The sequence below is a fragment of the Arcanobacterium sp. (ex Cirak et al. 2026) genome, assembly GCF_053585065.1.
In genome coordinates this window covers 11,857-36,895 of record NZ_JBQJCE010000002.1, presented here as the reverse complement: position 1 = coordinate 36,895, position 25,039 = coordinate 11,857, and the positions used below count along the sequence as shown (strand labels likewise).

The window sequence follows — 25,039 nt, the reverse complement described above, 5'->3', positions numbered from 1 at the left end:
GGAGTATCTGGAGCCGTTCACTCAGTGGGCGGCTCTTGCTTTTGCCAAAAACTGTCATGCTCGCGCCTGAGCTTTCTACGGCGATGCTCCTGCTCGGCGTAGTAGGCAGTGACCAGCAAAGCGTATTCGTCGCGCTGTTCAACGACGACGATGTAGTCAAATTCTGGGTTAATAATCAAAAATCGTTGCTAATGGTGGTGTGTCGTGTTTAGTTTGAGTGGCCGGCTCAGCCTTTTTGGGTGTGGAGTCCGTCTTGCCAGGGTTGTTGGGTGTCGATGTTGGTGTCGATCTCGATAGGGTCTGGATCGGGGGCGTGTTTTTGCGACACCTGTGGTTGGACACGGTTGTTGATGAACTCGGTCAGTGGCTGAGGTTCGGGGCTGCGGGTGTAGAGGTAGTAGTCGAGGGCGGTGAGCATGTGGGGCTCGGACTATCCACGGTGTGCTTTCACATAGGCCTTCAGCGGGGAGTTAACCCCTCCTTCGAGACTATTGGTTGTCGATGATAGCGGCCTGGTGACGGGCAGGTTCGAGGCGAGGAACGTGAACAGGACGCCGTCCTTGACATAGCGGTTAAGAGTACGGACGATCCGGCGGGTGTCGTGGTGGGTGTACCACCATGTTTTGTTATTTCTCGCGAATTGGCGGACCTGGGCGGCCGTGACCGCATGTCGGTAGGTTTTCTCACCCAGCCAGGTGTCATACAAGCCATGGAACGCGGCCAAGGGCTTCTGCCATGCGATGGCCTGATCGATGCTCGTGACGCGGGTGAGGTTGAGGGCGAGGTTGTAGAGGGCTTTGTGCTGGTCGATCTTGGGGCGGGTCGTCGTTACAGTGCGGATGCTATGTTGGACGTGAACCACACAGCGCTGGATACGGGTATCTGGCCAGCAAGCTTTGATCGCGGCGAGTGCTCCTCGGCCCTCGTCCGTGGTGACGATGACCGGGGTGGGATACGTGCCAGTAAGGCACTGTAGGGGGTTTGTTTTCCCGCTGACATAGCTGATAGGCAATCACTTTCGTTTTCTTGTTGATGATGGTCGAGGCCGTCAGTACACACCAGCCGTAGCCGATATAGATCCCATCGATAAAGACCTGGTCATAGACCTCCCCCGTGACAGACCAGATCGGGCGGGTCTGCCAGCACCAGCCGTGATCACGTTGCCAGGTTGACCGTGAAACACCGGTAGCGAGCCGTAATGGCTGGGTGTCGGTAACGTAGTCAAGGAATTCCTTGAACTGTGAGGGGCGGTGATCTACTACTCGCTTGCGAGTGGAACTATAGCGACACTGGGTGCAATACCAGCGCTGGGTTCCTGAAGGATTTTTGCCGTTTTTCTTCATTGGCTGGTCACAGATGGGGCATTTGGCGGCGCGCGTACTGCGGGTTTTCACTCAATGCACATAACGCGCTTAGTATCAACGATTCAAAACCTTTAACACGCCCACCGTTAATAATCCCTGTTTTGACCTGCGATACCAACGAAAAACCCGATCTTTAGCAACGATCTTTGAACATTACCCCGAATCGCAGCGCTGCTTCAAGCTCCACGTCGTATGGGTGACGCTGCGTCAACCCAAGCCGGTGTAGTCCGTAGTTGTGGAGCAGGTTGGCGTACAGCTGTTTGAGGAATTCGTTGGAGTCAATGTCGGCAAATACGAGCTCGCCGACTGTTACTTGCTTGTCAGACATGGCTACCACCTGGCCCGCCCACGAGCCCATCCATGATTGCGACCGCGTCAACGTTTACTTCATTGAGGGGCAAAACGTAGATGTAGAAGGAGTAATTATCGAGGTTTCGTGTGTTGATCTCATTGGCGATCATTTGGGCGTGTGCTGTGATATCGCCCTGCATTTTCTGATCGAGCGCAGACCGATACTGCTGGTTGCCATAGTTCTTTGGATCTAAACCGATGTCGTAACCCAGAAACATCGAATAGGCAGTATCGAACACGGGTGCCCCACCCGGCTTCGGGATCAGCAGATCCTTGACGTATCCTGCGGTCGCTGCGTCGAGGGTCTTGGTGAACACGGTATTCTCAGCGAGCTGAACCTCGTCTGAACGATTCTGCTCGATATCTACAACACGGTCGAATGCTGCAGTGATGGCATCCCCAATGTTGCCAATCACGCTGGAGGTTCCAAACACGATGCTGCTGGTGGTTCGCTGACCGTCTGGTGTGAGTAGGTGGATGGCGTCGCAGCGGCTGTGGATCTGGCCTTGGCTTGGTTGAGCTCGATCTTGCTCATCACTTTGGGCGCTTCGAGGATTTGTTCGAGCAGGACGTAGAGCAAGATTTCGCCCAGCCCCATGCCGTCTTGTTGTGAACGCATTAGGTTTACCGCGTCGAGAGCAACTTCTTCGAGATCGTCTCGCTGTTTGTAGCCTTCGTATTCGGCGTGGGAGAAGACGTAGCGTCCAACGTTGCGTTTGAGGAACTTGACGAGGGCTGTGTGGTCGAAACGGTTGTTTTGGACAGACAGATGGAACAGGTGTAACTGTTCGTCGTTTCGAAGACCTAACGTGTTCGAATGCGCCATCTCGGTGAACGTGGACGCGAACGTGTCACCGCGCAGCGTTGGCATGATTGTCGCCTGTGCCATCTCGTCTTCTCCCAAGAGGTGTCCTTCCCGCCTACAGCTTTTCGAGGATACGCACGAGCTCCGACAAAGTGACCGCCCCGTCCGGTGGAGTGACTCCGTCTTCGAAGACCATGTAGTAGCGGTAGCCATTGCCAGACATGTTCGCCCACGCCCGCCCGAGCCTGATCTTGCGGTTGGAATCGTCGTTCTTCAAATGCTCGCCCTTGGTCTCGACGACCACGATGGTGCCGATGGTGGTCATCACGACGAAATCTGGGTAGTGGTTGAACGGACCGTTGAGGCAAAAGCCCTTGCGTTCAATGACGCGGTGCCACCAGCGAACGTTATCCATTCCGGAGAAGCGACCAGCGAGTTCGAGCTCAAAGCCGTTCATCTTGTCTTCGGCCTCATACAGGGAGCCACCAATCAGGGAGGAGGCATGAATGGGCTGGATCGCTTTCGGGAACGCATAGAGTTGTTGAACATCAACGCGTCGGGTCTCGATATCCTCATAGAATCTTTTGACTTTGTGCGCTTCTAAAAGGCCGTCAATTTTCTGTTTGACCTTGCTTGCTACCGCATGCGGGTGTTCTTGATAGGTCAGCAGCTGCTCAGTGCCGAAGGCCTCAACCATCCGCACGATGTATGCCCGCAGGTCAGAGTCAGTGATCGAATTGATCGGTTTGATCCGATCATAGATCGCTTCAGCTGTGTTACGTTTTTGCCCCTCGACAGTGAGCTTGGAGAAGTGTTCGCGCATGAATTTCTGGTCGGTGCTCGACATCCGGAAGGCTTTAGGAACCTCGGAGTCTTTTCGCACGTCGATCTTATACATCTGCTCATCTGCCGTCGACAAGTCGATATCGATGTCTTTCGTAGCCAAGTCGAAGTCACCGGCTAGTGCCTCGTGCTTGAGCTCGTTGTATCCCTCATGAGCGGTCGGGAACAATGCTGATCCGGGTTCTTGGATGACGAATTGAGGAAGGCGAAGGGTTTCGATCTCGTCAGCGAATTCGGGGTTGACGAAGCTCGTGTCCACAGCATTCTCCAAATCCGAAGGCACGAAGCCCTCACCCATCTGGGCGGCTTCTTCGGCCTCCTGCTCATAGTCCGTACCCTGCTGAGCGGCCTGCTCGATCATCGAAGCAACCGTCGGATCCGGCGAAGGCTCTGGTGAACTAGCGGCTTCTTCTCGCGCATCTAGATCAGCTGCAACCTGTTCTTCATCGAACTCCAGGAACTCTTCAACATCCGCACCTTCCACTGAGTCTGACGACGTTGGGGCGGGTTTGTTGGACTGGTTAGCGCCAGTGAAGTCGAAAGCAACTTGATTGGCTGCACGGAAGTCACGCTTGGAGAATCCGGCACTGTTGAGCCCGGCAACGATCTGATTGAGAGTGGCGCCGAAATCGTTCGAGGAGGTCAACACGTAACTCATGTTCAACAACGTGTTCGGCTGCTTCCTGGCATGGGGTTGGCGCAGAACACGGCCAAGGATCTGTTCAACATCAACCTGGCTGGTCTTGTTCGCCAAGGACGCCAAAATGTAGGCGAAGGGACAATCCCAACCTTCCTTCAACGCGTTCACGGTGATGACGAACCTGATCGGGCATTCCTCGCTCAGCAGGTCTACGCCTTTGAGCTCGTTCACTTCGGCGGTCTTGATCGCGATCTGCTCGGCAGGAATACCAGCCTTAACGAGCTTGTCACGCAACCGCTCAAACGAAGTCGCATCCTCACTCGTCTTCGGCTGAGCCTGAAACAACACGATCGGGCGAATATAAGCGCCACCATTCTCATACTGCTGTGTAGCAGCGAGCTCTAGAGAACGGCGAAGATCGATCGCATCCGTAACAACATCCTTTTGCGACGCTCTGTTATATGCGATGACGGGAAGTTTAACCATGCTCTCGTTCTTGAGCGAGAGCGCATCCACATACGAGATCACGTTCGCTTGCCGCTTCGGGGTCGCAGTCAAATCAAGAATGAATGCAGGGTTGAAATTCGTGAGCATTTCCTGGCTCAACGTGCTCGTCGCGTGATGCGACTCATCCACGATCACGACGGGATTCAACTGGTTAACCACCTGGAACAAAGCCGTCTCATCCGCGTTCTCGATCGGCTGCTCCGGGGCACCAAACGCAGTCGCAAACGACGCGAGATTCCCATTAGCTTGGTATGCCTTACGCCCATCCTTTGTCCGTGAGCGGAACGAGTCATACGAGAGCACCATCACCGACAACTGCTCAGCCACCGTCGACGGGCTGAAATTCTGCCCCGCAAGCAACTCTTCCTTCGAATACACCTCAACCCGGCCACCGAAATCAGTATTCAACTTCTGCCGATACGGGTGCGAGGGATTCTTCAACGCCGCCAACGTCTGCGTCAAAATCGAATCTGAGGGCACCAGCCACACCACAGCCTGTTTCCGCGTCGGCGGCAAAGCCTCAAAAATCGGCTTCACCGACGCACACGCCAAAAACGTCTTCCCACCACCAGTTGGGACCTTGTAACACACGTGCGGAACACCATCGATCACATTCTGGTAGCCCTGCATCTGCGGGGTGCCAACTTCAATCTGGCGAGACTCCCAAAACACCTTAAAAGCATCGCTCAACGTGGGCTGCTCGTTAACCTGCGTCAGGAAATCCTCCAGATCGGCGATCACCCGGTTTTGATACTTCTTCAACTCCATAACCAACACTCCTTAGAGACGGGTAATATCCCGAGGGATCTTCTTGAACGTGATATTCAACGAGCGCAGCTCATCCTCCGACAACAAACACGTGTCGGCATAAATCACATACGAACTAGCCGCACACTCAGGAGGGATCGAAGCCAGATAGCCACGATCCAAACTCGTCACACGATCCGGCTCGAACACGAAAAACAACGACGCATCCTCATACCGACCCAGGAAATACGGATGAGCACTGGTCGGATTCGAGAACGGCCGCCCCGTTTCGGTGAACCACACGTACTCGCGGACCCTCTCAACAGGAATATCGGGATTCAAATCGCCATCGACAAGCAGCGGCGCGCCAAGCTCGTAGAACGAGAACGATCCCCCCGTGCCCGAAACGTCATGGTCGTGCGATCGGGTGGCGACGACTTGCAGGTAGGAGCTACCCGATTTGCCTGTCACCTTCGTGACGATCTTCGGGCGGGAGACCTTGGTGTACTTGTCTTGAGCCTCTTCATAGATTTTGGTTGCCTCGGCTAGCAGAGCATCGGCCTGCTTCATCGCAGCCACCGTGAGTTTATGCTCGTAGAGCGTGATCGTCTCTTCCGATTCGTCCTTATAACCGGCGATCGCGCGGCGGATGCGCTCGGCGGTCACCGAGTCGGCGTAATCGCCCAATTCCACGAGGATGAACGTCCGGTCGCCCTTATCGGCCTTGTTGAGGTCGAGCACGGCGTGGCCCGTGGTGCCCGATCCCGCGAACGAGTCCAAGACGATATCGCCCGGTTTGGTCGCGATCTTCAAGATCCGTTCGATGAGCCGGGTCGGCTTCGGGGTGTCGAACGCCACCCGGCCGTCGAAGATCGCGCGGATTTCCTTTTTCGCCTCGTCGGTGTGGCCTGCGACGTCGTAAGGCCAGAAGTTCGTCGGCAGAAGCCCGCCCACGCTATCGAGGTACGTCTTGCGACGCACGCCGCCTTCGCCTCCTTTGGTGAAGTAGAAACGCGGCCATTGCCCGCGCTCGTACACCGCGCGTGCATCGGCCTGCGCTTCCTCCAGGGGTTTTGCCAGCGCGAGGCCCAAAACGCCGGGCTTCACTTCGTCGGCGGGAACGCCGCATACGCGTGCGCGTTCTGCGGCATCATCGAGGTCTTTCAGCTCGTAGTCGGTCCATCCCGAGAATATGCGGAACATCTCTGGTTGCTCATAACGCCAGCAATTCCCAGTGCCTGGATAAATCATTGCTCCTGTGAAAGGATGCTGAATCGCGTAAACCATGCCTTGGTGGGTGGCGGCCCCTGGAGCAAACGCGTCGGAGCTCGTCCAAGCAGTCCTGTCGCCGTCAGGATTGCTGTACTTGTCGTCCATATCCGCAGTGCGTTCGAGCTTGTTAGGGTTCCATCCCGGCTGTTTGGAGAACACGAGCACATGCTCGACCTCGGCAGGGATTCCCTTGGAGTCGTTGCGGGTCGAATACGTGCGCTGCCACGAGATGTCGGCAACGAAGCAATGTGCCCCGAAGATCTCGTCGCAGATCGATTTCAGATGCGCGGCCTCGTTGTCGTCGATCGAAATGAAGATAGCACCGGTTGGCGCAAGCAACCGCTGTAGCAGGCGTAAGCGCGGATACATCATGCATAGCCATTTGTCGTGGCGCGAGAGGTCTTCGCCTTCTTTGCCGACGACTTCACCGAGCCATTTCTTGATTCGTGGGTCGTTGACGGCGTCGTTGTAGATCCAGCCTTCGTTGCCTGTGTTATAGGGAGGATCGATGTAGATACAGTCGACTTTTCCTTCATAGCGCGGCAGGAGCGCTTTGAGGGCCTCGAGGTTGTCACCATGAATAATCATGTTCTGGGAGCCGTTGTCCGCATCTTGGTGGCCGTGCTCGTCATAGGAGTATTGGCGGTCAAGGACGCGGTAGGGAACGTCGAGATGGTGGGTGATCACCTTGTCTTTGCCGACCCAGTTCAGTTCTGGCATTAGCGTTCCTCCTTAGGCTCGTGAGTGTTGTTGGGATGTGGTTCTTCTGCGGCTTGACCGGTGCGGACCCATTCGTCGATTTCTGAGAGTTTGAACTTCCAGACCCTGCCGACTTTGTAGGCGGGAAGATTGTGGGTCGCGATCCATTTCGTGATGGTCTCCCGGCGCACCCCGAGGTGGGCTTGCGCTTCTTTCATAGTGACCCAGTTTTCTAATTCAGCTTCGCTCATCATCCCTGCCTTATCGAGTGAAGATTCGGGTTAATAACTGTGGCGACGACATTGAAGGTCGTGCCTTCACGAGGGAAGCAGTTCTCGCCTTCCTGGTTGCGCATTTCCCAGTGGCTTGAAGCTGCTCCTTCGTAGCCTTGCGCCAGAAACGTGCAAGAAATCTTGATGAACTTTCCTATCGCCGGTGGGCTGTCAGGAATGCTGATTTGCGTGGTGCCGACGGGTCGTATTCGCGGGTCTGTCGGATTCGTACAGACAAGTGTACGACCAGTCCAGTTGATGGTGCCCACGTTGCGCATTGTCCAGGTGTGAGTGAACTCGTCCCAAAATCCTGGCTTGTGTTTTTGCAGTGCGGGCGGTTCCGTCACGTCGACGCGATCTCCTTGATAGAGCGGCTGCGGCGCGGGGTTTATTTCTTCTGGTTCCTGGCCTTCAAGGCGAAGTCGGTAGTAGCGTTCGAGGACATCGCAATGGTCTGAATCATGAATGATCGCATCAAACCAATCCGTAAGTGCCCAAATGAATGCTTCTGGCTCAATAGCGAGGGTTGAGGGCAGTCCTGCGTCTTTGCCGACTTCTTGGCAACGGTCACCCAATGTGCGCTTCGTGCTTGGGAGGGGCGTCAAGTGGCTAAGAAGGAAATCATGCAACGATTTCTTGCTCACCGGTGCAGGAAATGACTCGTATTGGGGTTCGGAGATCGGTTTTGCCCCGGTAAAGATCTTGCGTGCGTACTCGTCGTCTAACCGCTCTGCACTGCCAGCGTGTTGGAATACGGCTTGGACGAATTTTGCCTGGTTAGTGATGGGACTCTTCCGCTTGTAAACAGCGCGACAAAACTTAGGCAAACCCATATGTGTCACGCTCCTCTATGCCGAGTCCCAAAACTAGTCCCAGAAGTCCCAGTTTTTGCTTCCCTCACCGATCTGAAGTCCCAAAACCACAGCGTTTGATGAGTATGTGAGCAAAACACGAGCCGACGAGACGAGCAACTGTCATCTCATTATCGCACGCCGACTCGCGCGAACGCTCATGAACACGCACCAACTGGTGGTGAGTGCCTGGATCGTGGCGAAGGAGGTGAAGCACATGGGTAAGAACCGCAAGCAGACATCGCGTGCTGTGGCACGCAAGGCATCAGCTGTGCTGCGCGATGGCCGTTCTTCGGCGTGAACCAAGTCCGTTGCCGCCTCGGCGTTGGCGCAAGCCAAGCCGTCCAAGCGCGGCAAGTAGCCCCAACCACTCCTGCTCTGGTGTGAGTGCTTCTCGCGCCAAGCAGTGGAGACGGTAGCGCTGGTGGCCACCGGCACTGACGTTCTCCAAGCCTGAACGTGATTGTTCGGGAGCTCATCTGGCGGGTGGGCGACCTCCACGGCGAGTGCTGGCTGTGGTTGTAGACAACTTTATTCACTAGTGAGACCTGCTCTGAGAGCGCTCGGCGGGTCACCCCACCCAACCCCTCTTTGCTGAGGGACGGGTGGGGTGGCTCGCCTTTGTCGTCTTCCTAGCAGTTCTCACCAGTGATCTGAGCCAAACAGATCAGGTCTCCAAATCACCGGGATTCCCGGAGAAATGGAGATCCTTTGATGAAGGTCACCTTCAAGCACGAAGCAGACAACAACAAGAACGAGTCCATCACCGACACTTTCGACATTGACCCTGGCGAGTTCGCTCTCGTGATCGCAACCGACCGCCAGCAACGCGCCGCCGAAACTGGTGTTCCGCTCGACCAGGTTAAGCCGCGCACGGCACAGAAGATTCTCGACGAGTTGTGGAACGCAGAAGAAGCAGCCACACATAAAGCGGTTCGCGCCGATCGCGGCAAGGGTAAGAAGAAATGCACGTGCGGGGCTGGGTGTGGTCCTCGACGTGGATGCCGTCTACCGAACAACGCACCGTTTTCGTATGAGCAGATGCTCGACATCGACCTTGACCCTGCTTCGCCGGGTATCAGCGCTGAAGACCAAGTCATCGAACGTGAGAACAGCGTCCAGCGTGCCCGTGAGCTCAAGGTGATGCGTGACGTCATCGCTGGTTTAGATCCCCAACATCGTGAGGTGATGACTCGTCTGCTTGCAACCGACAAGCTCAATCAGGCGCAGGTGGCACGCAATATGGGATTGACCCGTGCTCGGGTATCGCAGCTGGTGGCAGAGGCGAAACCGATGATTCGACAGGCGGTTGAGGATGCCCGATTTAACACTTTCGGTGGTGTCGGCAGTGGGGTGAAAGGGAGAAGCCAACCGGGCTACTCCCATAAATGAGGAAGAAAGGTAAGCCCGATGGCTCGACATAGTCTCAAGCTTCATATTGCCCGGCGTATCCCTGACGATCCAGGAATCGTCGCGACTAAAAACGTGAGGATGCGTGAACGGTTCATGCGTCTGCTGCTTGGTACCCCGCGCAAAGTCATGATTCTTTTTCCTGGTGATTCGGTCAAGCAGATCGACATCACTGAAAACACCGATGACGACCTCATGGCCCTGGCTGCCGCGCTTGATGAGGGTGCGGGAGGTGAAGGGCGATGATTGATGCTCAGACTCGTAACCAGTTGATTAGTGCATGGAACCAAGCTGCCGCCTATGCGTGCGAGCAGGCGCAAGCGCTTGAGGATGACTGGTATGAGCAGGTTGAAGACCATGCGGGAATGATCGGTGACCGCCCGATACCGGCTGCACGGCTCGTCGGAACAGCAGAACCTGCTCGTTCCCAAAAGCATGAAGAAGCATCAGTCGCATCTCCGGTTACGGAGCCTGAACCAAGTGTGACGCTTGCGGATGTGCGCAGCGTGCTCGCACAGCTTTCAGCGCAAGGTTATACGGCGAAGGCGCGTGAGCTGATCGTCGAGGCTGGTGCGGACAGGCTCTCGGCGGTGGATCCAGCAAAGTTCGGCTGGCTGTTTGAACAGGCGAAACGGATTGCTGATGGCATCGTCTGATCACGCTCTGCTCTCTGCTTCTGGTGCTCACAGGTGGCTTAACTGTCCGCCGTCGGCGCGTCTGGAGTCCGGTGAGCCGGAGTCGACGTCGGCGGCTGCCGAGCAGGGCACCGTCGCACACGCCCTCGCCGAATGGAAACTACGCCGAACCCTCCACCAGGCACCCGGCTTCAAGCCCGAATCGGCCTGGATTGATGACGAGATGGAAACCTTGACTGACGACTACGTCGCCTTCGTGCAGGAACACATCTCCATCGCCCAGGAGACCTGTGGTGATCCGCAGGTGCTGATCGAGCAACGCCTGGACTTCTCCCACATCGTGCCCGGAGGTTTTGGCACTGGGGATTGCGTGATCATCGCCGAACCCACCTTGCAGATCATTGATCTCAAATACGGGCAAGGCGTCCTCGTTGAGGCCGAGCGCAATCCCCAGCTGATGCTCTATGCGCTCGGAGCACTCCACACCTTCGGGAGCCTGTATGACATCGAGACGGTTTCGGTGACGATCTATCAGCCACGCCGGGCGAATGTCGACACGTGGGAAATTTCTGTCGCCGAGCTCCAACAGTGGGCTGAGACTGAGGTGAAGCTGAAGGCGGAGCTTGCCGCCGCTGGCGAGGGTGAGTTTTGTTCTGGGTCGTGGTGCCAGTTTTGCAAGATCGCACCCACCTGCCGGGCACGAGCTGAAGCCAACCTTCAACTTGCCAGGTTGGAGTTCGCTCCACCAGCAGAACTTAGCGATACAGAGATCGCCGACGTACTCACGAGGATTCCGCAGCTCAAAACCTGGGCATCCGACGTGGAAGCCTACGCGCTGTCGAAAGCGGTCAACCAGGGAGTGGTCTTTGAAGGGTTCAAGCTCGTGGCAGGGCGTACCGGACGCTTCGCCGGACGCCTCGTTCAAGTCCAAAACCTGCCAAGGAATTACCTGACAGATCTCGACCAACCACGCACGCTCGTCAGAACAGGCAACTTCGACGCACTTGAGCTGCTCTACGAGTCCGTGCCCGACACCCTCAGCCAACTCATCCGCACCGCATTCATCCCCAGCACAGGCCACAGGTTTATCGTTGCGGACTTTTCCGCAATAGAGGCACGCGTTATCGCCTGGCTCGCCGGAGAAACAACCACCCTGGCCCCCTTCCGTGAAGGCAAAGACCTCTACTGCGAGACCGCGTCGCGTATGTTCGGCGTCCCAGTCGAAAAGCACGGCATTAATAGCGAGCTTCGGCAGAAGGGGAAGATCGCTGTGCTCGCCTGTGGCTATGGCGGTTCCGTCGGTGCGCTTAAAGCCATGGGAGCCCTCACCATGGGACTCGCCGAACACGAGCTCAAACCGATCGTCGATGCCTGGCGGCAAGCTAACCCACATATCGTTGGGCTCTGGGCCGACGTTGAAGAAGCCGCGATCGCCGCGATCACGTCACGTCAACCAATACGGCTACGCAACCTGCGCTTTAGCATCGAAGCCGGAATCTTGTTTATTGAGCTGCCCTCGGGTAGACGGTTGGCGTATGTGCAACCCCGCTTGGGTGAAAACAAGTGGGGTGGCACATCCATCACCTACACCGGCACCACTACAGCACGTCGCTGGGGACAGTTAGAAACCTACGGTGGGAAGCTTGTCGAGAATATCGTGCAGGCGATCGCTCGTGATCTGCTTGTCACTGGTATGCACGCCGTCGCCGAGGCTGGGCACAAGATTGTGATGCATGTTCACGACGAGATCGTCATCGACGAACCCGCAGATTCGGGCTTTACCGTCGACGATGCATGTGCTCTCATGTCGACCCTCCCAGTATGGGCAAAAGGCCTGCCGTTGGACGCGGACGGGTATGGGTGTGACTATTACCGTAAGGACTAGGGAACCCAGAGCGCTAGTCCTTGCCAGTTCTCGGGAGCTCCAGTGCGAGAGAGTGGAACAATGGGATTGTGTGGATAGGTGTTGAACAACTGTGTTAATCGGTCAGCTTGGGACAAGCCCAGTTGGTGATGTAAATACTGGATCATCGAGAGTTGACCGAATACGCGGTTCATTCTGTTAGCCACTGGAGTCAGCTTTGGATCGTTGTTCAGTTTGGGCTTGATGTCGTAGACGCGGTTGAACATTCTCGCGTGGTGAGCCGCGTAGTTACGCAGGATATTTAAGGATTTCAGCCATGACTCTAGCTGGGGTCCAGTGAGCCCACACGGCTCGGCAATCCGTTTACGCACAATATTAGGAGACATGCCATACAGGTAGGACAACATTCCCCAATCCATGACTTCAACGGCTGCCCAGATCGGCAAAGTCCCTCCATATTTGGAATTATGATGGGCGACGAAATCCTCCTTCGACGCTTTCAGCGCCGATTGATACTTTCCTATCCACACCTCGTGCACACTGCGTCCATCCTTGCCTCGCTGACTTGCGCGAGCTCCTAAACGCTGCGGATCCAGATAAATCAGCGGATCAAGGCGGCCTAGTTCATGACCGAGTCTGGTCCGAATTGCCAATTCCACACGGTCAAGCTCAATGAATACGCTGTGGCGTAATCGTTCGTCGAACTCGTACAGTGCCACCACTAAATCGAATGATGCTCCGTCAACAAATTCATCTTTGGCAATGCCGTCTTGCGGGGAAAACCGGCGCATCGGATACCAATATCCAGACAAACGGTAGTAATTCAGCTGCGCTAACAACTTCTCGGCGTGCTCCGAGTTATCAATTTGCATCCCACGCTGGCGAAGCAATTCGACCTGCTCCTTGTAGGTATTGAACTGCTTCATCTGTTCCACGCACACACCTTTGTCTAAAGCGAAGACCGGCCCTGGACTCCCACCGAAGCGGGCAGCGGAACCGGTCATGTTGTCTATAAGGCTACCGCGCCGGCGCCGCTGAAGCAAGAGAGATTGATAGTTCTTCCATACAGAGCACCCTAATTTCTTCTATGACCCGTCCGGATTGGGTGGGGCTTAGGGGCGTATGTGCGAGAGCCCCAAAGCTCAGTGACCACAAACCCGCCTAGGGGGTTAACTTTATGCGGGTTTGCGGCCTTCTACTGAGAGCTTTTCGCGCCAGCCGGTGCATCTTTCGTCTATTTGGCTCTCAGAACAGGAGCCTAGTTATGGGCAAGAACATTCAAACATTCACTAACAACGTATTCGGAGCTATCCGCACCATCACCACTGATGGCCAGATCCTTTTCTGCGGTAAGGACGTCGCTACCGCGCTCGGGTATGCCAATCCCAGCAAGGCAGTACGCGATCATGCTCGCGCCGATGGGGGTCTAAAACGTTACCCCATCGTCGACGCCATGGGACGCGAACAAGAAGCCACCTTTATTACCGAAGGTGACCTCTACCGCCTGATCATCTCCTCAAAGCTCTCGGCGGCGCAGAAGTTCGAAGCTTGGGTATTCGATGAGGTTTTGCCGACGATTCGCCGTCACGGCATGTATGCATACGATGAACTCCTCGCTGATGATGAGTTCCTTGAGCATGCCATCGTCACGCTGCGTGCCGAGCGAGTAAAACGCCTAGCTGCTGAGCAAGCCTTGCTTGAGGCAGCACCGAAAGTCTCGTATTACGACGTTGTGTTGCAGTCCGATTCGTTGTTGACGACGACGGCGATTGCGAAGGACTACGGACTTTCCGCGAAGAAGCTCAACCGGATCCTGCGTGATGCTCACGTGCAGTTCCATCAGTCGGGTCGCTGGTTCCTTTACGCGAAATACGCTGAGCAGGGATATACCCAGTCTAAGACTCACGAATACGGCGAAGGTCAGACCCGCACCCACATGTACTGGACGCAAAAGGGACGCTTGTTCATCTACGACCTTTTGAAGAACCAGCTCGGTATCCTGCCGGTGATTGAGCGTGAGGGGCAGGTGCAAGCATGAACAGCGCGATTCTTGATATTGGTTTTTCGAAGAAGAACACCGAAGGCTATCTGGACCTAACCAGCTACCACGCGCTCAAGAAACTGCAGCGCGAACTGTTCGGCTACCGTCCACTCGTCTATATCTGTTCGCCTTACTCAGGTGACACGGAGGCGAACGTGGAGCTCGCCCGCCAGTTCTGTGGATTTGCAGTAAGCGCGGGCAAGATCCCGTTCGCCCCACACCTGCACTATCCCCAGTTCATGGATGACGCGAACCCTGATCAGCGAGAACTGGCGATGTTTTTCAACCGGGTGCTGCTCGCCAAGTGTGAAGCGCTGTGGGTATACGTCGGACATGTTTCTCCTGGTATGCGCCTAGAGATCGGATGGGCGCGAGACCTCGACCTACCCATCAAGTATTTCGACCATAATTTTGAGGAGGTCACCCCATGACCACGCCGATGACTTTGTTCACCGCCACGGTTACAGGCGTGCAGAACAATAACCACTACCCGAACAAGCACACCGTCACGGACGCGGCTTCGCTGAGAGCGGTCGTGGGTTTTGATCATGTGGCAGCTGCCTATGTGAATGATCGCCGCTCCAGCGCCGCGTTCATGGTCTCGGATTGTGTGGTGATGGATATCGATAACGACCACAGTGAAACCCAAACCGAGTGGATCACACCAGAACGTTTGAGTGAGGTGATGGCGGGTGTGGAGTTTATGACCGCCACGTCTCGTAACCATTTGAAGGCGAAGGGTGTGTTGTCTGCGAGGCCGCGTTTCCACGTCTACTTCCCAATCCACACGATCAAGGACGCCGACGACTATGCGGGGCTGAAGCATCGCCTCGCTAGCCGTTTCGTGTTCTTTGACTGCAACGCTCTCGATGCAGGCAGGTTCATCTACGGAACCCCTAACCCGCTAGTCACGGTGCATGAAGGCGACCAGCTCCTCGATACCTGGTTGGACGATGCTGACGAGATCGACGTGTTCGCTGCCTTCGACCAGAGCACTCTCGTGATCGGTGAAGGCTCTCGCAACGCCACGCTCTCGCGCTTCGCCGGGCGGATCCTCATCCGCTACGGCGATACTGACCAAGCCCGCGACCTGTTCGACTGCAAAGCATCACTGTGCGAGCCGCCATTGAGCGATTCGGAATTGACGACGATTTGGAACTCGGCGTGCAGGTTCGCTTCGAAGGTCGCCGCTAACCCTGACTACTTGCCGCCAGAAGCCTACGCACAGCTGACGAGCCTGAGCCCGGAGGACTTCACCGACGTCGGGCAAGCTATGGTGCTTGCTAGTGAGTATGCGAACCGGATTTGTTATTCGCCTGCCACGGCGTGGATGGTTTACGAAGGCGGGGTGTGGGAGGAAAACGAACCTAAAGTTCAACACGTCGTCCAAGAACTCACCACCCGCCAGTTAGAGCAAGTCGACGCCGAACTGGAAGCCATCAGCCAGCGCGCCAGCGAGCTCGGCGTGACCGGGATGCTCGTGGCCATGACGAAAACCAAAGCGCTGGGCATGTTCAGCCCTGAGCAGGCACGAGTGTATCGGGAAATGGTCGCGGCACAAGAGTGGCAAAAGTTCATCTACAAATGCCGCTCCGACCGCACCATCCAAGCAGTCATGCGCCAAGCAAGGCCCCTCGCGCTCATCAACCCAGAAGTATTGGACGCTGACGCTTATCTGCTCAACACGCCCTCGGAGACGTTCGACCTGCGCGACGGGAGTAAGCGTGATCATGACCCTGCGGACATGTTGACCAAGCAAACCGCCACCGACCCTAACGATATCGGCGCGCAGGTCTGGCGTGATTCCCTCAAGCTGACTTTCGGCGGCGACCAAGAACTAATCAGTTATGTTCAGCGGGTGTGCGGGCTAGCAGCGATCGGGAAAGTCCTCATCGAAGCCCTCATCATTGCTTACGGGGATGGGAACAACGGCAAATCGGTGATCACGTTGACGGCGATCTGGCAGCTCATGCTCGACTACTTCGCCGTCAGCCGCGTATTGGTGGTCGCGCCATTGCGTGTTGCACGCGATACCTGGCCCGCCGAAGTGGCGAAGTGGGATCACCTTGACGGGCTCACCGTCGCCGTCGCTGTCGGAACCAAGCAAGACCGGCTGGAGGTTCTTGCGACGTCTGCGATGGTGACCATCATCAACCGAGAAAACATCCCATGGTTGGTGAACCAACTCGGGGGTAGCTGGCCGTTCGACATGGTCGTCATCGACGAACTCTCGAGCTTCAAGAACCATCGGGCGAAGCGGTTCACAGCGCTGGTGAAAATGCGCCCCTACGTCAAGCGCTGGGTCGGGCTCACCGGCACGCCCGCATCCAACGGGCTCATGGACGTGTGGGCGCAATTCCGGCTCCTCGACGGCGGCGAGCGTTTGGGCAGGTTTATCACTCGTTATCGCGAGTGCTGGTTCGTGCCCGATAAGCGGGGCGGCATGCAGGTGTTCACCTATAAGCCACGCGTGGGTGCTGAGGATGAGATCTATGGGGCGATTGGTGACATGACGTTGTCGATGCGAACCACTGACCATCTGCAATTACCGGAATTGACGGTCACGACGATGCCTGTGAAGTTGGAGCCGAAAGAGCGCAAGGTCTACGAGCAACTCAAAGCTGATCTCGTCCTCGACCTTGATGGGGCGACGATTGATGCAGCGAATGCTGCTGCGTTGTCGGGCAAGTTGCTGCAGTTAGCGTCGGGCGCGATCTATACCGGCGATGGCGACTGGGCTTCTGTGCATGATCGGAAGCTTGGCGCTCTCGAAGACCTTGTTGAGGCAGCCAACGGGTCTCCGTTGTTGGTGGCGTATTGGTTTGCTCATGACCGTGAGCGCATCACCGCGCGATTCCCGCAGGCTCGCGAACTCAAAACGAGCGCTGATATCGAGGCGTGGAACAGAGGCGAGATCACGTTCGGGATGATTCACCCCGCAAGCGCTGGTCACGGGCTGAACCTCCAGAGCGGTGGGCATCTGTTGGTGTGGTTCTCGCTCACCTGGTCTTTGGAGCTTTACCAGCAGACGAATGCTCGGCTCTACCGGCAAGGACAGTTAGAGCCGGTCACGATCACGCACCTGGTCGCTGAAGGGACGCTCGATGAAGCCGTGCTCAAAGCCCTTGATACGAAAGATGCTACGCAGGCTGCGTTGATCGACGCGGTCGCACACGAAATCCACACAACCACTGAAAGGACACGCTCATGCATGTGATGACGAAATACCTCGACACTCGTAAGGCCGCGATTGCGGCGTTGCAGGATTACGCTGTCATGGAGCAAATCATTGACACTACCGACGACGCCATCAAAACCGCCTATGCTGATGCAGCCAGCCCAGCATCTCCACGTATAGATGGCACACCGCCCTCGGGTGATCTGCATGCTTCAGAGAATCGGATCGTTGCCACGATCGAGCGTATCGACGCTTACAAGGTTCGGTATGCGGAGGCACGTCAGTACATGGACTGGTTCTTGCCCGCATGGGAAATCATCTCTGAGGACGATCGTCTGGTGTTGGAGGCGTTCTTCCTCGGCGAGGGCACCCAGGATGATGCGGTGCAGCAGGTCTGTAACCACTTCTACGTCGAGCGCACGACCGCCTACCAAAAGAAGTCCCGCGCGCTGGCTCGTCTTGCGACTGCACTGTATGGGCGGTTGTAGGTTTTGCACCCTTGCGCCAAAAGGTGTCAGGAATGGCGGATGCATTTGCCCCGTTTCCTTTGAGATGATGTAGGTGGTTGAAAAGTAGGACAAGCCCCAATAACCCACACGGGAACTTGGGGCTTCACCATGTCCGAGAAAGGAGCCAGCGATGCCAGTCAAACCAGCCTCCCCATGCTCCTATCCTGGTTGCCCTGAGCTCACCCACGACCGTTTTTGTGAGCAGCACGCGAAAGCTGAGGACGCCCAGTATCGCAAGTACCAGCGTGATCCAAAGATCAACCGCCGCTACGGCGCGCGTTGGCGCAAGATTCGTGCCGCCTACGTCGCCGACCATCCGCTCTGCGAAGACTGCCTCAAGCAAGGCAGGTACACGCCCGTCCAAGAGGTTCACCACGTGCTGCCGCTTGAGCACGGCGGCACCCACGACTTAGACAACCTCAGAAGCCTGTGCAAGCCCTGCCACTCCAGACAGAGCGCGCTCAATGACGACAGATGGAGACGTGGCCTGAGAGTGTATGTGTAATGACATCGTATCTGCGGGGAAGTAAACGCGTTAGTTACAGAGGTGTTGCGAAAGCTTTGTCATATGCATGCTGTCATTTTCGGGTATGACAGGTGGTGAGAGAGATGGATGTATAATCTAGCTACGTTCTGCATTGCTTGCCTAACTAGGATGTGTTCATCTGCTGGTGACTCTGCCGCGCGGTAAATCAATACCCAACACGACAGGAATGCTTATGCATAACTTTAGGAATCGTCTACTGAAATCCTCTATTGGATGTAGCACTGCCTTAGCCCTTTTTCTGACTATTTTCTCTGGAGGCGTCGCAAGATCTGATAACTTTGAAGCAGTCAGTGTGTCTGACTTGACTGCCGATGATGTTCAAACAGTTATTGATCGGGCAGTAAGAGATACAGGAATTGATCCTTCAGAAAAGCTACATGAAATTGATAAGGATACTTTTGATAGTGCTATATCGATAAATGAAGTATCTCAAGATGCAGAAGTTGACTTAACGCAAACAACAGGTATCGATTTTTCGCTCAAGTTAGTCAACAGTGGTGAAATAACTTTTAAATCGTCAGAACTATCAATTATTGAAAGCGAGAATACTGGCGTAAAACACGTGCTTCAAGAGCTTCCAGGCGATTCTCTTCGACTAATGACTATAGCTGACGAGTCTTATTCAGATGCAATTGAGCATGACTATGTTTATCAGGCATCTTTGCCTGATGGACATTGGTTACATAAGTTCAGCGATGATACTGTAGGCATTTTAGCTCATGTAAATTTATATGATTCTCAACTTGATGAAACTGAATCAGCAAGACTTTTATCGGAGAATTTGCCTAAAGATTTTGCATATTCCGTTGACAATGTGGCAGAACAACCAATTGATGATTTTGAGCTGCCAAAAGGGAGTGTGTTGGTAGGAGTGTTCGCTCCGCCGTGGGCTGTGGACTCCGCAGGAAAACAGCTACCGACAACTCTTGAAGTAAGCGGCGATAATCTAGTTCAGCGGGTAGATACCACTTCTGCGTTATTTCCGGTAATAGCTGATCCTTTACCCTTAGTTGGAGTTGCGCTAGTTGGTCTGGCTCGTGTACTTGCACCTCACGTGGTACGGGCGTTTGTGGCTCAAACAATTCGCGTTGGAGCTAGAGCAACGATATCTGGAGGATATAAGACCTTTCAGGCATTCAAAAAAGCACACGGCGTTAAATCGGGATATCAATGGCATCATATTGTTGAGCAGTCAACAATTAAGAAACGTGGTTTTGATGCACGATGGATTCACAATAAGAACAATCTCGTCCAAATCCCGACTGGAGTGCACCAAAAATGTGTTTCATCATGGATGGGAAAGAAAGGAATTAGAAAGTTTGGCGCTGCTACTCCCCGTAACCAAACTCTTCGGCAGTGGGTGCATACTCAATCGTATGAGAAGCAACATCGCGTCGGAGTAGCTTTGCTTAAATATTGCGGAGTGAGTATTTAAGTGGAAGGTGAGTCAATGATTCCGATACATGCGAATCGGGACGTGGTTATTGAATGGCTGGAAGGCGTTGGCGCTGACTGGCTGACGCCTACGCAATGTTTTGCTTTTTCGGAAAACTCTTTCCCGCAAGGCGTTTCGGGGTTGGAAGATTATTTTACGAGTGGGGCCTGGATTTCTTGGCTCGGCGGTCTGGGCATATCTGGAATCGACTGGCCCACTGATTGCGAGGGCGATCCGCTCTCGCACGTAGCAACGTTCTGTCTTAATGAGGCCAAGTTACATCCTGAGGCTACCCGTTCATGGAGAGAAACACTGAATTTTCCCGGCGGGTTCGTGGAAATCTATCACGATCTGAAAACTTACGGGTACGAGGCTCGCGACAGGTTAACGGGTGGATGGCTGATTCGCCACGTTAAATCAAGTAAGGGTCTGCACCTGGTGCCCCCGCCGGCGCCACTCGGAGAGAGAGTGGACACTGTGTGTCAACAGGGGCTGCTTATGCCGGCATTTTCTTTCCCCGCATACAGCGACCTCCCTGACGGTGGGTACGATTTTGCCCTGTGGGAGTATTGCTCACTGGAATTACAGAGCGCATGGGAAGCACAAAGGTTCGGGAAAACATCTAACTATCCGACACCGTTTACCCATATCGGTGGAGATTCTTGGAACGGGAAAACCGTGGTAGAAGCTATGCTTGAAGACTATCTCCCACTAGATGCCGGTGACACCCATGTACTGTTGGCAACGATCGAGTCATGGACTATCCTCAACGGCTACTTTGGAGACGCTGGAAACCTGGAAGTATGGATCCGACAAAGCGATCTGAACAATACCAATTTTGAAAAAGCCTGGTGCTTCATCCGCACAGAATAAACTACCGGTTTACGCCCCTTGAGGGATGGAGTGAGAACACAGCAACTCACCCCATCCCTCAAAATATATAGCCTGAGCCCTAGTGATCTCTACGACCTCGGGGCAGGTCAGCGGGCGGGGCAGCCTGCACAAAATCCCCGAATAAAACAGGGTATTAATCGGCGTTTGATCGTCGAGTGTGCCAAGGTGCGTGCGGGTCTGAATACGTTTCGAGCACAAGTTCGCACCACAAGGCGGCGGCATTCACCGCGAGGCGGGCGTGGCGTGCGGCGAGACCTACTCGTGCAGTTACTTGTCCATGTCCGGTGCCATATCCCGCATTGCGAAGCTCATTGAGTCCATTAGCGATATTCGCGGCTCCACCTAGAATCCTCTTAATTGAAGATTCAGAATCTATTCCTGTAGAAGCTGCATCAAGGCCGAGTTCAACTTGAACCATTTTGATTAATTTAGGGAACTCGAGTTTCGTGTCCAAGGAGATTCCGAGCTCGTGGAGAACTACCTTGGCTGTTGATTCAATCAATTCTTTTGATACACCTATCACTGCTGCGGGGTCATTCTGACTTCGCCGGAGCCTGTCAATGTGTTCTTGGATGGCGGATGCATCGTTAATGTTCTCGATGCGAATTTGGGTGAGTCGGTCGCGGGCGATCAAAGGGGAAAATGTTCCGTCCGATTGAACCATCCAGCCATCGTCCTTCAGGCTTCTGACGAACTTGCTCCAAACTGGGAGCGTATGACCGCCATTCTGATCTGGAGCCATCGGGGCGACGAGATCTTCCATCACCTTGATGACGCGCTCGCAATGGCTGGCGCTGTTCCAGTCCACGCTCCCGAAGTACTCGTTGGTTAGCGTGCGTCGTTGGCTTGAATCTTCGAAAGTTGGATCGGGTCTAGGAGCGAAACCTTGATCCTCGAATGCGGCTCTAATTTCACGGAGCGTTGAATTTGTGGTCAGATCGCGAAAACTGGTGCGCGTACGTTGACTAATAATTCCATTCATTCTAATCACCCCAAGTTTAATTTTAGGGCGGATCGTGGACGAGAGTCGAGAAGAGGTATGACTGTGGCGAAAGACGGCACCAACCGGGGCGGACGCAGAGTCAGAGCTGGTGCGAAACCTGATGCACTCAATGAGAAGCTCGCAGCTGGGCGTACTGCTACCCGGTTAGAAGACCCACTAGAGACGCCGTTTGATTTCGAAGGCAGCGATATTGGGGACGGTGCGGTGCTTGCTGGCGAGACCATGCCCGAACCCTCGGATTATTTGTCGGAGATTCAGCATGATGGTAAACCGCTGGGTGCTGACCTGGTGTTTCGGGAGACTTGGGAGTGGTTGCAGGCACGGGGATGCAGCCAGTTTGTGGCCCCGCGTTTGATTGAAGCCTATGCGCAGGCGTTCGCACGTTATATGCAGTGCGAGCAAGCGATCTCCAAGTTCGGCCTGCTCGGCAAACACCCAACCACGGGTGCCGCGATCGCGTCCCCGTTCGTTGCCATGTCGCAGTCGTTTGGTAAGCAGGCGAATGTGTATTGGTACGAGATTTACGAGATCGTTCGCGCCACATGTACCACTGACTTTTCTGGCTCCGCGCCTGGTGATGACGTGATGGAGCAACTGCTCAAAGCCCGCTCCTAACAGCCTCTCTTTTTTCTTTGCGCCTGCCTGTGTTTTACGGGTGGGCGTTTTCTTTTGCCCCTTTTGATCTGAAAGTGAGTGTGTGTATGTCTGTTACGAAGACTGCTGAGGCTGTGTGTATTGGCCATCCCGATAAGCTCTGCGACAGAATCGCCGACACCATCCTCGACGGCATCCTCTACGAGGACCCCTCAGCGCGTGTTGCAGTCGAGGTCATGGCCTCCGGGCATCGCATCATCGTTACAGGTGAGATCACTTCGAAGGTACGTCCGCGTATTCGTGAATCGGTGCGTTATGCGTTGGTGAAGGCGGGTTATGTGCCGTGGAAGTTCCTTGTCTTCGTCTTCACGCGTCGCCAATCCCCAGACATCAACGCAGGAGTCTCCAAGTCTTTAGAGGCTCGCTTTGGTGATGACACCGAATTCGCCTTGCAGGGCGCAGGCGATCAAGGAACCGTTTACGGATACGCCACGGCTGAGACCCCGGAGCGTTTGCCGTTGCCGCTGGTGCTCTCACACGAGATTTGCGCCCGCCTCGATAAGGCGCGCAAGGACGGCACGATCACCGGCATTAAGCCTGATGGTAAGGCGCAGGTGACAGTTCGTTACGACGCTGCTGGTAAGCCCGTGGCGGTTGAGACCGTTGTGGTGTCGATCCAACACGAGAAGATCAAGGATCTAGATGAGCTTGCAGCTGAGGTCAAAACACTGATCGTCGCACCCGCGTGCAAGCCGTACCTGCCGATTAGCGCTGACACCGAGATTCTGGTGAATCCCTCGGGCTTGTTCACGGTGGGCGGTCCAAAGGCCGACACCGGACTCACTGGACGCAAGCTGATGGTTGACACCTACGGCGGCCTCGCCCCGCACGGGGGTGGTGCATTCTCGGGTAAGGACGCGTCGAAGGTTGACCGTTCGGGCGCATACATGGCGCGCCTGATCGCCAAGACCATCGTCGACGCCCAGCTCGCCCACGAATGTCAGGTGAGCATTTCTTATGCGATTGGGAAGGCTGGCCCGGTTGCCTTCACCATCGACACTCTCGGCACCGGGGAATACTCCGATCAGATCATCACCAAGGCCGCAGCCGAGGTGTTCCCACTGCGTCCCGGTGGAATCATCGACGCTTTGAACCTTCGTAAGCCCGGATTTACGCGCTATTCGACCTACGGGCACTTCGGCTACGCCGGTCTGCACTGGGAGAACTCCTTCGCTCACGTTGACACGCTAAGGAAGGCGGTGAAGAAGCATGCTCATGAAACCAATGCCCATCAGTGAACTCACACCCGCTGACTACAACCCGCGTAAAGACCTCCAACCCGGCGATGCTGAGTACGAAAAGCTCAAGCGCTCGCTCACGGAGTTTGGGTACGTCGAGCCCGTCATCTGGAACTCCACAACCGGCCACATCGTCGTCGGACACCAACGCCTGAAAGTGCTCAAAGACCTCGGCCACGAGCATGTGGACGTCATCGTCGTTGAGCTCGATTCGACGCGCGAGAAAGCACTCAACATCGCAATGAACAAGATCAGCGGCGAATGGGACAATGACAAACTCGCCCTCTTGATCGCTGATCTCGACGCTTCGGATTTCGACGCTGAACTCACCGGTTTTGATGAGGCTGAAATTGCCCAGCTCATCGGCTCGTTGGATGAGGGTGAGGTGGAGGATGATGATTTCGACCTCACCGCCGCACTAGAGGCTGCCGCATTCGTCCAGCGCGGGGATATCTGGACGGTTGGCCGCCACCGGCTCGTCTGCGGCGACGCCACAAACGCCGACGATGTCGCCACGCTGATGGATGGTAAGCGCGCGAATCTTGTGTTGACCGATCCGCCATATAATGTCGCCTTCGAATCGGGCTCGGGCTTGTCGATCAAGAATGACAAGATGGATGGCGATAAGTTCTATGATTTCCTGCTATCGGCGTTTACGAATATGGCTGGGGTGTGTGAGAAGGGCGCGTCCGCCTATGTGTTCCACGCCGACACCGAAGGATTGAACTTCCGCCGCGCCTTCCAAGACGCCGGTTTCAAACTCTCGGGCTGTTGCATCTGGGTCAAGGACTCCCTGGTGCTGGGGCGCTCCCCGTATCAGTGGCAACACGAGCCGATCCTGTTCGGCTGGGTGAAGACGGGTAAACACAAGTGGTATACGGATCACAAACAAACCACGGTCTGGCATTTTGATAAGCCACGCCGTAACGCTGACCACCCCACCTCTAAACCGCTGGATTTGTTGGCGTATCCGATCGGGAACTCCACGCAGGCGAACGCGATCGTGCTCGACACGTTTGCTGGGTCAGGTTCGACGTTGATGGCGTGCGAGACAACCGACCGCATCTGTCATGCGATGGAGCTTGACGAAAAATACGCCTCCGTCATCCTTCGCCGTTATGCCGAACATACCGGGGACGCTGCCGGGATTACTTGTCTACGAGACGGCAAAGAATATGCCTATCTCGACCTGGTAAAAGATGTTGAACGGCAGGGATGATCATCTCTCTTTTTCGTTGATATTCAGAGTGAAAATGACTGGATAAGCGCCTACGCCTATG

General features: G+C 55.2%; 26 protein-coding genes and 2 pseudogenes. 16 read left to right on the top strand and 12 right to left on the bottom strand.

What is annotated here, in order from left to right; translation table 11 throughout:
* Window positions 1–17: 17 nt before the first annotated feature.
* The 10 genes and pseudogenes from ACTOVJ_RS01390 to ACTOVJ_RS01345 all read right to left on the bottom strand — a co-directional run bounded on the left by ACTOVJ_RS01390 (window position 18) and on the right by ACTOVJ_RS01345 (window position 8,333).
* Complete coding sequence (locus tag ACTOVJ_RS01390; protein WP_449501044.1) at window positions 18–179, bottom strand: hypothetical protein; 162 nt, start codon at window positions 177–179, stop codon at window positions 18–20.
* A 47-nt stretch (window positions 180–226) separates the two neighbouring features.
* On the bottom strand, window positions 227–418 hold the full coding sequence (locus ACTOVJ_RS01385; RefSeq protein ID WP_449501043.1) for a hypothetical protein: 192 nt from the start codon (window positions 416–418) through the stop codon (window positions 227–229).
* A 12-nt stretch (window positions 419–430) separates the two neighbouring features.
* On the bottom strand, window positions 431–901 hold the full coding sequence (locus tag ACTOVJ_RS01380; protein WP_449504617.1) for a hypothetical protein: 471 nt from the start codon (window positions 899–901) through the stop codon (window positions 431–433).
* A complete protein-coding gene (locus tag ACTOVJ_RS01375; RefSeq protein WP_449503953.1) occupies window positions 843–1,394 on the bottom strand; it encodes an IS1/IS1595 family N-terminal zinc-binding domain-containing protein in 552 nt (183 codons plus the stop codon). The genes ACTOVJ_RS01380 and ACTOVJ_RS01375 overlap by 59 nt, the downstream gene beginning before the upstream one ends.
* A gap of 103 nt (window positions 1,395–1,497) precedes the next feature.
* Window positions 1,498–1,692, bottom strand: a complete 195-nt coding sequence (locus tag ACTOVJ_RS01370) for a hypothetical protein (protein WP_449503954.1) — start codon at window positions 1,690–1,692, stop codon at window positions 1,498–1,500.
* Window positions 1,685–2,541 (bottom strand): annotated as a pseudogene (locus tag ACTOVJ_RS01365) (HamA C-terminal domain-containing protein). Before ACTOVJ_RS01365 ends, ACTOVJ_RS01370 begins: the two are co-directional and overlap by 8 nt.
* Before the next feature lie 94 nt (window positions 2,542–2,635).
* Entirely contained in the window at window positions 2,636–5,278 is a 2,643-nt protein-coding gene (locus ACTOVJ_RS01360; protein WP_449503955.1) for a DEAD/DEAH box helicase family protein, read from the bottom strand.
* Window positions 5,279–5,290: 12 nt separating this feature from the next.
* Entirely contained in the window at window positions 5,291–7,249 is a 1,959-nt protein-coding gene (locus ACTOVJ_RS01355) for a site-specific DNA-methyltransferase (protein WP_449503956.1), read from the bottom strand.
* Complete coding sequence (locus ACTOVJ_RS01350; RefSeq protein ID WP_449501038.1) at window positions 7,249–7,479, bottom strand: helix-turn-helix domain-containing protein; 231 nt, start codon at window positions 7,477–7,479, stop codon at window positions 7,249–7,251. Before ACTOVJ_RS01350 ends, ACTOVJ_RS01355 begins: the two co-directional genes overlap by 1 nt.
* Entirely contained in the window at window positions 7,479–8,333 is an 855-nt protein-coding gene (locus ACTOVJ_RS01345) for an NBR1-Ig-like domain-containing protein (RefSeq protein ID WP_449503957.1), read from the bottom strand. The genes ACTOVJ_RS01350 and ACTOVJ_RS01345 overlap by 1 nt, the downstream gene beginning before the upstream one ends.
* Before the next feature lie 106 nt (window positions 8,334–8,439).
* Between ACTOVJ_RS01345 and ACTOVJ_RS01340 the strand changes: the two genes are divergently transcribed.
* From ACTOVJ_RS01340 to ACTOVJ_RS01320, 5 genes are all read left to right on the top strand, one after another.
* On the top strand, window positions 8,440–8,652 hold the full coding sequence (locus tag ACTOVJ_RS01340) for a hypothetical protein (protein ID WP_449503958.1): 213 nt from the start codon (window positions 8,440–8,442) through the stop codon (window positions 8,650–8,652).
* Window positions 8,653–9,065: 413 nt separating this feature from the next.
* Window positions 9,066–9,743, top strand: a complete 678-nt coding sequence (locus ACTOVJ_RS01335; protein ID WP_449503959.1) for a sigma factor-like helix-turn-helix DNA-binding protein — start codon at window positions 9,066–9,068, stop codon at window positions 9,741–9,743.
* An 18-nt stretch (window positions 9,744–9,761) separates the two neighbouring features.
* A complete protein-coding gene (locus ACTOVJ_RS01330) occupies window positions 9,762–10,007 on the top strand; it encodes a hypothetical protein (protein WP_449503960.1) in 246 nt (81 codons plus the stop codon).
* A complete protein-coding gene (locus tag ACTOVJ_RS01325) occupies window positions 10,004–10,417 on the top strand; it encodes a hypothetical protein (RefSeq protein ID WP_449503961.1) in 414 nt (137 codons plus the stop codon). The genes ACTOVJ_RS01330 and ACTOVJ_RS01325 overlap by 4 nt, the downstream gene beginning before the upstream one ends.
* Complete coding sequence (locus ACTOVJ_RS01320; protein WP_449503962.1) at window positions 10,404–12,281, top strand: DNA polymerase; 1,878 nt, start codon at window positions 10,404–10,406, stop codon at window positions 12,279–12,281. The genes ACTOVJ_RS01325 and ACTOVJ_RS01320 overlap by 14 nt, the downstream gene beginning before the upstream one ends.
* Here ACTOVJ_RS01320 and ACTOVJ_RS01315 read toward each other — a convergent pair.
* Entirely contained in the window at window positions 12,278–13,195 is a 918-nt protein-coding gene (locus tag ACTOVJ_RS01315; RefSeq protein WP_449501032.1) for an Abi family protein, read from the bottom strand. The genes ACTOVJ_RS01320 and ACTOVJ_RS01315 overlap by 4 nt on opposite strands.
* A gap of 329 nt (window positions 13,196–13,524) precedes the next feature.
* On the opposite strand from ACTOVJ_RS01315, the gene ACTOVJ_RS01310 reads away from it, so the two are divergent.
* From ACTOVJ_RS01310 to ACTOVJ_RS01275, 8 genes and pseudogenes are all read left to right on the top strand, one after another.
* Entirely contained in the window at window positions 13,525–14,298 is a 774-nt protein-coding gene (locus ACTOVJ_RS01310) for a phage antirepressor (RefSeq protein ID WP_449501031.1), read from the top strand.
* A complete protein-coding gene (locus ACTOVJ_RS01305; protein WP_449503963.1) occupies window positions 14,295–14,732 on the top strand; it encodes a DUF7768 domain-containing protein in 438 nt (145 codons plus the stop codon). The genes ACTOVJ_RS01310 and ACTOVJ_RS01305 overlap by 4 nt, the downstream gene beginning before the upstream one ends.
* Window positions 14,729–16,063: pseudogene (locus tag ACTOVJ_RS01300) on the top strand (phage/plasmid primase, P4 family); the annotation flags it as partial. The gene ACTOVJ_RS01305 and the pseudogene ACTOVJ_RS01300, both read left to right, overlap by 4 nt.
* 114 nt (window positions 16,064–16,177) lie before the next feature.
* Window positions 16,178–17,518, top strand: coding sequence for an SNF2-related protein (locus ACTOVJ_RS01295; RefSeq protein ID WP_449503983.1), 1,341 nt, complete (start codon window positions 16,178–16,180; stop codon window positions 17,516–17,518).
* Window positions 17,509–17,967: a hypothetical protein gene (locus ACTOVJ_RS01290; RefSeq protein WP_449503964.1), complete on the top strand. Its 459-nt coding sequence runs from the start codon at window positions 17,509–17,511 to the stop codon at window positions 17,965–17,967. The genes ACTOVJ_RS01295 and ACTOVJ_RS01290 overlap by 10 nt, the downstream gene beginning before the upstream one ends.
* 151 nt (window positions 17,968–18,118) lie before the next feature.
* On the top strand, window positions 18,119–18,493 hold the full coding sequence (locus ACTOVJ_RS01285; RefSeq protein WP_449503965.1) for an HNH endonuclease: 375 nt from the start codon (window positions 18,119–18,121) through the stop codon (window positions 18,491–18,493).
* Between the two features lie 334 nt (window positions 18,494–18,827).
* A complete protein-coding gene (locus tag ACTOVJ_RS01280) occupies window positions 18,828–19,970 on the top strand; it encodes a hypothetical protein (RefSeq protein ID WP_449504603.1) in 1,143 nt (380 codons plus the stop codon).
* Between the two features lie 42 nt (window positions 19,971–20,012).
* Entirely contained in the window at window positions 20,013–20,843 is an 831-nt protein-coding gene (locus tag ACTOVJ_RS01275) for a DUF1963 domain-containing protein (protein ID WP_449503967.1), read from the top strand.
* Between the two features lie 154 nt (window positions 20,844–20,997).
* Here the strand turns inward: ACTOVJ_RS01275 and ACTOVJ_RS01270 are convergent, their stop codons facing one another.
* Window positions 20,998–21,846 carry an abortive infection family protein gene (locus ACTOVJ_RS01270; protein WP_449503984.1) on the bottom strand — a complete coding sequence of 283 codons (849 nt, stop codon included), beginning with the start codon at window positions 21,844–21,846 and terminating at the stop codon, window positions 20,998–21,000.
* A gap of 63 nt (window positions 21,847–21,909) precedes the next feature.
* On the opposite strand from ACTOVJ_RS01270, the gene ACTOVJ_RS01265 reads away from it, so the two are divergent.
* From ACTOVJ_RS01265 to ACTOVJ_RS01255, 3 genes are all read left to right on the top strand, one after another.
* A complete protein-coding gene (locus ACTOVJ_RS01265; protein WP_449503985.1) occupies window positions 21,910–22,482 on the top strand; it encodes a P27 family phage terminase small subunit in 573 nt (190 codons plus the stop codon).
* An 86-nt stretch (window positions 22,483–22,568) separates the two neighbouring features.
* The gene (metK, locus tag ACTOVJ_RS01260) at window positions 22,569–23,759 is read left to right on the top strand and encodes a methionine adenosyltransferase (protein WP_449503968.1); all 1,191 of its coding nucleotides are present in this window, start codon (window positions 22,569–22,571) and stop codon (window positions 23,757–23,759) included.
* On the top strand, window positions 23,731–24,978 hold the full coding sequence (locus ACTOVJ_RS01255) for a DNA methyltransferase (protein WP_449503969.1): 1,248 nt from the start codon (window positions 23,731–23,733) through the stop codon (window positions 24,976–24,978). Before metK ends, ACTOVJ_RS01255 begins: the two co-directional genes overlap by 29 nt.
* Window positions 24,979–25,039 lie beyond the last annotated feature (61 nt).